At 48.3% G+C, this 11,386-nt stretch carries 7 protein-coding genes and 1 pseudogene; all 8 read right to left on the bottom strand.

What is annotated here, in order from left to right; genetic code table 11:
• Positions 1–906: 906 nt before the first annotated feature.
• The 8 genes and pseudogenes from GWQ22_RS15145 to GWQ22_RS15110 all read right to left on the bottom strand — a co-directional run bounded on the left by GWQ22_RS15145 (position 907) and on the right by GWQ22_RS15110 (position 11,378).
• Entirely contained in the window at positions 907–1,836 is a 930-nt protein-coding gene (locus GWQ22_RS15145; RefSeq protein WP_275930822.1) for a hypothetical protein, read from the bottom strand.
• On the bottom strand, positions 1,811–4,393 hold the full coding sequence (locus tag GWQ22_RS15140; RefSeq protein WP_275930821.1) for a hypothetical protein: 2,583 nt from the start codon (positions 4,391–4,393) through the stop codon (positions 1,811–1,813). Before GWQ22_RS15140 ends, GWQ22_RS15145 begins: the two co-directional genes overlap by 26 nt.
• Before the next feature lie 9 nt (positions 4,394–4,402).
• Positions 4,403–5,449, bottom strand: a pseudogene (tssI, locus tag GWQ22_RS15135) (type VI secretion system tip protein TssI/VgrG); the annotation flags it as partial.
• Positions 5,404–5,718, bottom strand: coding sequence for a hypothetical protein (locus GWQ22_RS15130; RefSeq protein WP_275930820.1), 315 nt, complete (start codon positions 5,716–5,718; stop codon positions 5,404–5,406). The pseudogene tssI and the gene GWQ22_RS15130, both read right to left, overlap by 46 nt.
• 208 nt (positions 5,719–5,926) lie before the next feature.
• Entirely contained in the window at positions 5,927–6,739 is an 813-nt protein-coding gene (locus tag GWQ22_RS15125; protein ID WP_275930819.1) for a hypothetical protein, read from the bottom strand.
• A complete protein-coding gene (locus tag GWQ22_RS15120; RefSeq protein ID WP_275930818.1) occupies positions 6,732–8,000 on the bottom strand; it encodes a hypothetical protein in 1,269 nt (422 codons plus the stop codon). Before GWQ22_RS15120 ends, GWQ22_RS15125 begins: the two co-directional genes overlap by 8 nt.
• Positions 8,001–8,009: 9 nt before the next feature.
• Complete coding sequence (locus GWQ22_RS15115) at positions 8,010–9,323, bottom strand: hypothetical protein (RefSeq protein ID WP_275930817.1); 1,314 nt, start codon at positions 9,321–9,323, stop codon at positions 8,010–8,012.
• Between the two features lie 9 nt (positions 9,324–9,332).
• Positions 9,333–11,378: a type VI secretion system tip protein VgrG gene (locus GWQ22_RS15110; RefSeq protein ID WP_275930816.1), complete on the bottom strand. Its 2,046-nt coding sequence runs from the start codon at positions 11,376–11,378 to the stop codon at positions 9,333–9,335.
• Positions 11,379–11,386: the final 8 nt, after the last annotated feature.

Raw genomic sequence — 11,386 nt, 5'->3', positions numbered from 1 at the left:
GCGAACAGGGATTGCAGGCTGGAGCTCACTCTGGGAAGGCTGGCAAACACTGCAAAGTAAACTGGACGGCTTTATTGCCGCCAAAGAGATGATGGCTTCGGGGATCAAGATCTGATCAAGAGACAGCCTCCTTATACTTTATCGAGAGAACACTAATTGGCTCACCATTTTCAATGTTGGTATCAACTTGATAATAAAGCTCATCAGAACAATCCTCAACGGCGTATACCCATGTGGGCACAAGACCACAAAACGCTAATAAAAAACATTTCGAAAAATTATTCACTAACCGACTCCAGATCTTTTTTTGCTGTCCTGACAATTGAACCATCTTTATTTTAGCTACACCATTACTTGATAAAGGTGATGGCATCCTGACTATTAGCGAGCCAGACCGAGCTCCCCTCACCGACCTTTTCGGCCTCTTTTATCTGGGCATTGGGGAGCTCTCTCCAGTTCGGTATCCTTGGGTAGCGTAAACTGGGGCAAGGCGACATTGGCACGCTGCTACTCTGCATCGGGAACGCAGCATAATTTATTTTACCCCTCACACATAGACAGAACACACATCTCATCACTGATACTTTCCTAAAGTATAGGATACTCATTGACAATACTAAGCCTGTCAATTAGCGAACTATGACAGGAACGTGATAATAAAACCAGAATACATATTAAAGCTTAAAAACATTCCACATCTATAAAGTGATTAAGCAGACTTGATTACGCTTACTAATCAGCCCCCGTATCATTAATTAATACCAGTTAGTGAAAAAGACACCAGACTGAGGCCGGTGTCAGGTGATAACTAGATCTGTATAATATATCTATATATTTACTTCAATATAATATCAGTACATGAGTCACAATTAAATAAAATCATCTAGTTATCTAGGCTTCCACGGTCTATTGGCATTCATTTTTATCTTGGTAATCAATAACTCTCTTCGGTATTCTGTTTTCTTTACCATTACTCGTCATCAAAAAAATATATTTATCATACGACTCTTTAGCTTTTCTACATTTAAAGTTTGCAGCTAAATAGTCTGCCTTGTTTAAATGTGCAACTGCCCTATCAGGAAATTTATGCAGAATTTTATCTAATAAATACAATGAGGCTGGATTATTTTTAGATGATTCGAAAATATAATATGCAATATTGTTGTATGTGACAACATTATCCTTAGTGACATCATTGCTATTAATGAAATATTCTGCTGCTTGAGTAGTCCATGATATTTTCCCTGATTTTGTCAGAGACTCTAATTCTGAAAGCATGAAGTAAGATTTTTTAGTCTCATTGCACTGCTTAGAAAAATCGCTCTCATCGGGTGAGAGAAGAACTTGTTTAACATCACTGGGGGAAATATTTTCGAATGGAATAGACAGCCTTAACTCACAATTTACTTTACTGAATAGTATTCCATCAATGTTATTCTCTGACTCTGCTGAAACTTTAGTCAAAATGTACTTCCCATTGACTAATGACACCGTATTTATAATATATGCACCAAAATTACCCCCCCGATTAATAATAAGAAATCCTTTCTCATTATTAGGTAATTCGGTGACTCTATCAAAGACAGTATACCCATCAACAGTTAAATTAGAACCTTTTACATAACCTTTCACAGAGGGATTTATTATATATAATAGCTCTCCGTTTTCCTCTGTAATAACTTTCTCCTTGACACCATTCTTGTCAATATCAATTAAATAAGATTTTCCGTCAGAAAATTCAGGCGCCAAAATGTTGGAAAGCACTGATTGTGACATCATAAGCGATGTAACCAACCATATTATAAAACTTTTATTTTTTATTTTCACATTGTTCATATTTAAATATTTCCTTGAGCGTTTTCACATAAGATCTTCTTTCCAATAGCCCGTTTGAACCGCCATTGACGAGATAGCTAATTACATCTGTATAATCACCATCAGCAAGAATCCCTAAATCAAAAGTTCCATATTTTGATTTACTACCATCACTGAATACAATAGATATCAACTCTTTTTTTATCAAAATAGTATCGCTATACGGTGATACTATTGAATCGGATGAGGATGGTCTCCAAGTGTCAGAAGTACTAAGTACTTTTCCTCTACGCCAGAACCATCCTGCCGAATCAACACTAATTTCCAAGCTATTACTAACCTTATTTATATCAGACAATATCCCCTTATTACTATAGGCATCATAAAGCTTATAATTACTTCTATGTGTTAGCTGTAACACGCCCCTACCAATATGGGGGGCATATGGCTTACTTCCAGCGTTATATTCTGTCGTTGTTCTAAAGCGATCAGTTTCATGAAATGCTTGCGCTATGAAGTGTATCCTCCTGATACAAGTCGATATATTATACTTTCTAAAGGTGGCATTCATTTCAAAAGCTAAACGTTCATATGTACGATCGGCTACATCAAGGGTACATCTTGAGTCATTGAATAGATCTTTAGATGGAATGCCATCGACTTGACGAAGTTTCTCTATGATATTCATCAGTTCTTGCGTGGACAAATCTCTGTCACACGAACATATACTATTTGTAGAAAGTGCCATGGATAATGGATATAAATGCCAAACCTCCTTTTCAAGATTCAACTTGGCAGCACTCTGCATCCACTCCAGCTTATCGATGCGCTGTTTTTCATGATCCACCAACTGGTCAAAATCAGGCAGACCAATTTTTGTCATCAATTTATCCAGCCATTGATAACTACTGGCTGACGATTTTTCATACCATTCGCTGGGATGCTTAACAATAAGCTTGTGAAGTTGGTCTGCATTGCTGCTGTTTTGCAGGGCCGCCTGTATCTCTTCACTGCTAAGTTCGCCATTGCCATCGGTATCAAAGCTCTTGACCAGATCGGTAAAAAAGGTTGGAGGTGCATCGGGATCCAGATAGCCGTCGGAGCCTGAACCATCGACCTTTTTAAAACCGATCTTCAGCCAATCATGCTGACTCAATAACTCGACTTGCTCTTTCTTGACATATTTATCTGAGGAAACGCAGACCCACTCCTGCTTTGCTGCATCCTTTTCCAGCTTGGGTGATTCAACCAGCACTTCCTGGCATTTGTCTTTGGTCGCTACCCACTTGGATTTACCTTCCTCACTTTTCTTCTCATGAAGGATTAAATCAGCAGGTACTTTGGCATAGGTAGCGCCACCTTTCGTTCCCGCCTTGTTGGCCAGAACATCATCCAGACGGGGATCCTGGGTGAACACCTCAAGATGGACTTGATGCTTACTCTTCTTGCCCCCAATCAGGGAGCCCGGCGTTTCCACCAGACCGAGGTAACCTATGGTCTCACCTGCGGCAATGGCCACGGGAGATGGCAACACATATAGCTCGCCAAGATGGGAAGGTGTACGCGCATTTACCTTGATAAATTCATCTTCAACACATACCCATACCATTCCGCAACTACCCGCAGCACCGTCTGCACTTGGAGTCACATATTCACATCTCGCCATCTTGCGTGCTTTGTCACCTACCCAATGGAATTCGAGTTGGTGGGCATCATACTGCAACTTAGTGCCGGCTGGCAGTGAGACGTTGTCACTGCCAACCATCAAGCGACCACTTTTGTCATCCGAAATCGGGTCTGCTCGACCGGCCATATTGGTCAGTAATTCAGCGTCAATCTGGTCGTAGAGCCAGGTCGGCAAATTGGGCTTGATATAGGTCACGGCATCCGGACTATTAGCGATCCAGACCGAGCTTCCCTCACTGACCAATACGCCCGCCTTCTCGGCATCCTTCATCTGAGCATTGGAGAGCTTGCTCTTGATGGTCACCTTGATGAAATCATACTCCTTGCCCCCGACACTCCCCTTTTGGGATGGCGTGCTGCTGTCCATCTCCAGTTCGGTATCCTTGGGCAACGTGAAACGAGGCAAGGCGGCATCAACTCGCTGCTGCTCGGCATCGGGATTGGCATGGGGTACGGAATTGCGCGCATTCCAACCCTTTTTTAGCACCAGTTTCTCGGCGCTTTGGTACTTATCCCAAGGCAGCAGGTGCATATAGAGCGAATAAAAGGTGAACTCGTTTTTCGCTTTAGTTTCTGCATTGATCTCACAATATTCGTGCTGTACCAAGCAGAAACAGTTGGAATAACGTAAGGACTCCCCCTGAAATTCAGAGCTCAGATAATCCTTCATCATCCGGAATGCCACCACCTTGCCATCGGCAATGGCTCTGACGGGGTACTTATCCTTGCACCAAGGGGCACTCTTGTCGCTAATATGAATGCCGCCATGCCACTTGTTGTGGTTGCCAAGAAGATAGTGACCCGATTGCTCGCCATTGATCAGCGCCGTCAGCACCTTGACGTCCTTGAACTCTTCCCCTTTGGCGGTGAGGATGGGAAATGCAAACTTCATGCTGTTTCCTTATTCAGAAAAGAGGTAGAACGCGCCAGGCTTCTCTTCTTTCAAGAGCGCCTCCATCGCTTTCTCGGTGGGGATGGCCTTGATGAGCTCGACCAACTCGGGAGCCTTGACCACTTCCACCCCTTTGGGGATAACGGGCACCTGACCCGCCCAGCCGGAGCCTGATCCTGCGCCGCCGCCCGCATTGAGCTTGATGGCGGGGCCGACCAGCTTGATGCCACTCGGGTCGACTTTCACAAAGCTGCTGCCGCCCTTGAGGGTGATTTCAGCTCCGGCTTCCAGCACCAGCTTGTCGCCCACCTTGATGTGCACCTCTTGCCCCGCTTCCACCAACAGTGCCTGTGCAATCTTCTGGTGAAGCGATGCATCCACGGTCAGCGAATAGTCAGCCTTGATGTGGTCGCGCTTCTCACCCTCCACCGTCAGGTGGTCGTTGGCCTTGATGCGAGTCACCCGCTCGTTGTCGATGTCGGTGTGCTGGTCATGCTTGATGTGCCAAGCAGCGTCGTTCTCGATAAGCACGTTCAGGTCTTTCTGACCGTGGATATAAATCTCTTCCTGCCCCGCCAGGTCTTCAAAGCGCAGCTCGTTGAAGCCTTCACCCTGATGGGTCTCGGTGCGCAGCACGGTACGGGTCTTGTTGGCGGGCAGCTCGTAAGGTGGCCGGTTGGTGGCGTGGAAGGTGCGACCGGTGACGATGGGCTGGTCGGGGTCCCCTTCCAAAAAGCTCACGATGACCTTATGGCCGATACGCGGGATGGCCATCATGCCGTACTGGCCGCCTGCCCAGCCCTGACTCACCCGCACCCAGCAGGAGCTCTGGTCGTTGGAGCTGCCGTAGCGGTCCCACGGGAATTGCAGTTTTACCCGGCCATGCTCGTCGCAGTGAATCTCCTCCCCTTCAGGCCCAACCACGCTGGCGATTTGCGGGCCGTCGACCATTGGCTTGTGGGGCGCCTCGGGGCTGCCGATGCGGGCGCGCCAGGTGGTACTCGCTTTCACTACGCCAAATTCGTTGTGGTAGACGGTCGGGCCGCTGCCGCCCTCTCTAGGTCTTGCCCTGGCTTGCCCTCCTCGGGGCTGCGGGTCGCCTTGGCCGGTGTGGTCGCTAGCCGGTAGGCCACGATTTCCCCGTCCGCAATGGCGCGTACAGCGCCGCTCGGGTGCCAGCCCCCTTTCTCAGTGAGGTGGATGCCACCGTGCCATATGCGGTTGCGACCAATCAGGAAGGTGCCGCTCTTGAGACTGTTGATCTTCTCGATAAAGGCATAGAGGGAGGCAATCTCGCTGGGGGAGTTACCTCCCCCAGCTGTCATCCCTGATCTTTAAAAAGCGACTGCGGTGATAACAGGCCAAACAACGCCTTGCTCAGGAAGGTGGGTGTCCCAGAATATTTCTTCACCACATCACCAACTGGTCTCCATACAACACCGGTTTGAAGTCGATGTCAGGTGATAACTCGATCTGTACAACCAATGGGTTGGAGAACAGCTATCCGGCCTCGGATTCCATTAACAATGGCCATCATATACACGAAATTACAGATAACTGCTTACCATTTTGAATAACTGATATTTCTCCTTTAGCAGGAGACACGTTGTACATCGTATTTTTATTCTTAAAACTGAACGTTTCACCTATTAATGAAAAGTCATTCAGAGATAATTCGCTCCCCTGCTTACCATAATTATACGTTATATCTCCTGAAAAAGGAGAGTAGCATAAATTCAGAACTTTCCCTGATTTTGTCTTGCAATAATAAAACACACGATCTTCACTGTCACAAATTTTGTTGCCAGTACTTTCTGACAATGCATCTATCTCAATATATCGCATCTCACTGTATAAGTGAGACACTTTATTGCTTGCATGACTATAAGGAATATTTATAATTTTGCTTATGATAGAAGCGTCTTCACTTACTACCCCTTCCAAATTAACGGCAGCAATCCCATTACCTTTATTTATTTCACCAATACCACTTACTCGCTCCTCGCCTGAGCTTGTTGTGATAGATGCACTACCTACATAATTAAATTTTCCAGCAACATCAAAATAATATACTACCTTTAATCTCGGCCTATCAGCAGGAACAGTAATCTTGATAAGCCCATCATTATTTATTTTTTTACATGAACTAGTTTCCGCGGTAAATGGAACTGTAAACGTTCGCACCTCCTCCTTATACTTTATCGAGAGAACACTAATTGGCTCACCATTTTCAACATTGGTATCAACTTGATAAAAAAGCTCATCAGAACAATCCTCAACGGAGTATGCCCATGTGGGCACAAGACCACAAAACACCAATAAAAAACATTTCGAAAAGTTATTCATTAACCGACTCCAGATCTTTTTTTGCTTTCCTAACCATTGAACCATCTTTATTTGAGTCATACCATTTAGAATCTTTAAGTGCACTTTGAGAAAACTCAAATTTTGAGAATTTTAATTTAGAGAAATCCACATTGCTACAATTTATGCTTCTGCTTAGTCTCAGCAGTGACTCATTTCGCTCTTTTACATGATTAAAGCCACCATTTACAGCAATCGTTACTTTCAAGAAATCGTTGTTCTTGGTGAATCCTCTTATATCACCCCATGCAGAACCAGAAACCCAATACCACACTGCAGAATACACTGCGTGATGAATTTTACTTGCGAGCATATCCACCTTGTCATTATCAATAGGCAACTGATTAATTGAAGATAAATATTTTTCGTAATTTTTTTTATGCGTTATCTGTATTAGACCTCGACCATGGTAGAAGCTACCACCACCATAGTCATCCCACTTAGATGGTGTAGAGCCGTTTTTATTTTTATATTCTTCCGTAGTTCTAAAAAAATCAGTCTCGACAAGGCACTGAGCCAAGAAATGTATTTTATCAAGACATGTAGAAACGCCGAAGAAATTCATGGCAGCATTAAGCTCTTTGAGGAAAACATCTGTAGAAACGCCTGCTACACCCGTATATGCTGACCGAGAAAACAAGCTTTCCACTGAAGCTTTTCCTTCGATTGCAATTTCTAGGTGTTTCAGTTCAATATCTCGCCCACACAAGCATTGGTTACCTTTTTGAGGCACGAATGTTAATGGATAAAAATGCCAGACCTCCTGCTCCAGCTTTAATTTTGCTGCACTCTTCATCCACTCCAGCTTATCGATGCGCTGTTTCTCATGGTCAACTAATAAATCAAAGTCAGGCAAACCAATTTTTGTCATCAATTTATCCAGCCATTGATAACTACTGGCTGACGATTTTTCATACCATTCGCTGGGGTGCTTGACGATAAGCTTGTGAAGTTGGTCGGCATTACCGCTATTTTGTAGAGCGGCCTGTATCTCTTCACTGCTAAGTTCGCCATTGCCATCGGCATCAAAGCTCTTGACCAGATCGGTAAAAAAGGTTGGAGGTGCATCGGGATCCAGATAGCCGTCGGAGCCTGAACCATCGACCTTTTTAAAACCAATCTTCAGCCAATCATGCTGACTCAATAACTCGACTTGCTCTTTCTTGACATATTTATCTGAGGAAATGCAGACCCACTCCTGCTTTGCAGCATCCTTTTCCAGCTTGGGCGATTCAACCAGCACTTCCTGGCTTTAGTCCTTGGTTGCCACCCACTTGGATTTACCTTCCTCACTTTTCTTCTCATGCAGGATTAAATCGGCAGGTACTTTGGCATAGTTGGCACCACCTTTCGTTCCCGCCTTGTTGGCCAGCACATCATCCAGACGGGGATCCTGAGTGAACACCTCAAGATGGACTTGATGCTTGCTCTTCTTGCCCCCAATCAGGGAGCCCGGCGTTTCCACCAGACCGAGGTAACCTATGGTCTCACCCGCCGCGATAGCCACGGGAGATGGCAACACATATAGCTCGCCAAGATGGGAAGGTGTACGCGCATTTACCTTGATAAATTCGTCTTCAACACATACCCATACCATTCCGCAACTACCCACAGCACCGTCTGCACTTGGAGTCACATATTCACATCTCGCCATCTTGCGTGCTTTTTCACCAATCCAATGGAATTCGAGTTGGTGGGCATCATACTGCAACTTGGTTCCGGCTGGCAGAGAAACACTTTTGTTACCAGCCATCAAACGACCACTTTTGTCATCCGAAATCGGGTCTGCTCGACCGGCCATATTGGTCAGTAATTCAGCGTCAATCTGGTCGTAGAGCCAGGTCGGCAAATTGGGCTTGATATAGGTCACGGCATCCGGGCTATTAGCGATCCAGACCGAGCTTCCCTCACTGACCAATACGCCCGCCTTCTCGGCCTCCTTCATCTGGGCATTGGAGAGCTTGCTCTTGATGGTCACCTTGATGAAATCATACTCCTTGCCCCCCACACTCCCCTTTTGGGATGGCGTGCTGCTGTCCATCTCCAGTTCGGTATCCTTGGGCAACGTGAAACGAGGCAAGGCGGCATCAATTCGCTGCTGCTCGGCATCGGGATTGGCATGGGGTACGGAGTTGCGCGCATTCCAACCCTTTTTTAGCACCAGTTTCTCGGCGCTTTGGTACTTATCCCAAGGCAGCAGGTGCATATAGAGCGAATAAAAGGTGAACTCGTTTTTCGCTTTAGTTTCTGCATTGATCTCACAGTATTCGTGCTGTACCAAGCAGAAGCAGTTGGAATAACGTAAGGTCTCCCCCTGAAATTCAGAGGTCAGGTAATCCTTCATCATCCGGAATGCCACCACCTTGCCATCGGCAATGGCTCTGACGGGGTACTTATCCTTGCACCAAGGGGCACTCTTGTCGCTAATATGAATGCCGCCATGCCACTTGTTGTGGTTGCCAAGAAGATAGTGACCCGATTGCTCGCCATTGATCAGCGCCGTCAGCGCCTTGACGTCCTTGAACTCTTCCCCTTTGGCGGTGAGGATGGGAAATGCAAACTTCATGCTGTTTCCTTATTCAGAAAAGAGGTAGAACGCGCCAGGCTTCTCTTCTTTCAAGAGCGCCTCCATCGCTTTCTCGGTGGGGATGGCCTTGATGAGCTCAACCAGTTCGGGAGCCTTGACCACTTCCACACCTTTGGGGATAACGGGCACCTGACCCGCCCAGCCGGAGCCTGATCCTGCGCCGCCGCCCGCATTGAGCTTGATGGCGGAGCCGACCAGCTTGATGCCACTCGGGTCGACTTTCACAAAGCTGCTGCCGCCCTTGAGGGTGATTTCAGCCCCGGCTTCCAGCACCAGCTTGTCGCCCACCTTGATGTGCACCTCTTGCCCCGCTTCCACCAACAGTGCCTGTGCAATCTTCTGGTGAAGCGATGCATCCACCGTCAGCGAATAGTCGGCCTTGATCTGGTCGCGCTTCTCGCCCTCCACAGTCAGGTGGTCGTTGGCCTTGATGCGGGTCACCCGCTCGTTGTCGATGTCGGTGTGCTGGTCATGCTTGATATGCCAGGCCGCATCGTTCTCGATAAGCACGTTCAGGTCTTTCTGACCGTGGATGTAAATCTCTTCCTGCCCCGCCTGGTCTTCAAAACGCAGCTCGTTGAAGCCCTCGCCCTGATGGGTCTCGGTGCGCAGCACGGTGCGGGTCTTGTTGGCGGGCAGCTCGTAAGGCGGTCGGTTGGTGGCGTGGAAGGTGCGACCGGTGACGATGGGCTGGTCGGGGTCCCCTTCCAGGAAACTCACGATGACTTCGTGGCCGATACGCGGGATGGCCATCATGCCATATTGACCGCCCGCCCAGCCCTGACTCACCCGCACCCAGCAGGAGCTCTGGTCGTTGGAGCTGCCATATCTGTCCCACGGGAACTGCAGTTTTACCCGGCCATGCTCGTCGCAGTAAATCTCCTCCCCCTCCGGGCCCACCACTATCGCGATTTGCGGGCCATCCACCATGGGCTTGTGGGGTGCCTCGGGGCTGCCGATGCGGGCGCGCCAAGTGGTGCTCGCTTTGACCACGCCAAATTCGTTGTGGTAGACGGTCGGGCCGCTGCCCCCTTCCTCTTCGAGCGCCTGCGGCTGTTCACCGGTGTGGCGGATACGGACGATTTGCCAGTCGGTATTGAGGCTGCCGTTCGGGTGTTCGGTGAGTGAAAATGTCTGGCCCGGCAAGAGGGCTGCGCTGTTGGACTTGCCACTGCCGCTGACCGCGTCATTGCGCAGCGCATCGAGGCGGTGCTGGGCAAACGCCTTGCCACTGCCGTCCTGCTTGTAGCGGCCCGGATAGTCAAAGTGCTGGTAAGTGTCACGCTGGTGCTCGAGCTCAGCCCCCATTTTCTTCTGGGAGAGGCCATAAGCCGGGGTCTTGAAGCTGTAGTCCTTGAGCTCTACATCCGAGGTGCGCACCGATTCGCGGTAGTGGAACTGGCGCACATAGGCGCCCTGTTCCAGAGAACGGTTGCCGAGGTTGAAGAACAGCTCGGGGCCAGCTGTTAATGCCGCCGCATCGTCGGCAAACACGATGCGATGTTTGCCTTGCTCGAATTCGTGAAAGTAGAACAGCCCCTCTTCGGCGGCCAAACGGTTCAAGAAGTCGAGGTCGGTCTCGCGATACTGAACGCAGTATTCCCGCTGGGCATGCTCATTTTTCAGGGCAAAGGCGTAATCGGTGATGCCGTGCTCTTGCAGCAAAATGGAGAGGATTTCGTCAGGCTTTTGCGCCTGGAAGATACGGGAGTTTTGGCGAAGCGAGAGTCGCCACAGCGCCGGCTGCACCCGCAGCTGATAGCGGGTGCGGCGAAAGCCGCTGTCCCCTTGCGCAAAGTCGCTCACTACCCCGCATACCCGCCGTTGCAGCTCGCCGTGGTACCACACCATCAGCTCGCACGGCTGGTCAAGCACGGCGCCAACGTCGACGTCAGGCTCCGGGCTCGCCAATTCCAATCGCAACTGGAACGGCCCGTTCAGTGCCTCTTCCAGCGCAAACTCGGCCACCACGAAGGTGGTCTCGGGCAAGGCCCCTACCTTGACGGTAAATTGTAATCCTGTGCTGTCTGCCATAACGCTGT

The organism is Aeromonas sp. 1HA1, assembly GCF_029237385.1.
GTDB lineage: Bacteria > Pseudomonadota > Gammaproteobacteria > Enterobacterales > Aeromonadaceae > Aeromonas > Aeromonas popoffii.
The sequence above is the reverse complement of the archived record's forward strand: the minus strand, read 5'-3'. Positions and strand labels throughout refer to the sequence as shown.

Coding starts and splice junctions, on each gene's coding strand:
- GWQ22_RS15125 (WP_275930819.1), bottom strand. CDS start 6,739: ATGAATAACTTTTCGAAATGTTTTTTATTGGTGTTTTGTGGTCTTGTG.
- GWQ22_RS15130 (WP_275930820.1), bottom strand. CDS start 5,718: ATGACAGCTGGGGGAGGTAACTCCCCCAGCGAGATTGCCTCCCTCTAT.
- GWQ22_RS15115 (WP_275930817.1), bottom strand. CDS start 9,323: ATGAAGTTTGCATTTCCCATCCTCACCGCCAAAGGGGAAGAGTTCAAG.
- GWQ22_RS15110 (WP_275930816.1), bottom strand. CDS start 11,378: ATGGCAGACAGCACAGGATTACAATTTACCGTCAAGGTAGGGGCCTTG.
- GWQ22_RS15140 (WP_275930821.1), bottom strand. CDS start 4,393: ATGAAGTTTGCATTTCCCATCCTCACCGCCAAAGGGGAAGAGTTCAAG.
- GWQ22_RS15145 (WP_275930822.1), bottom strand. CDS start 1,836: ATGAACAATGTGAAAATAAAAAATAAAAGTTTTATAATATGGTTGGTT.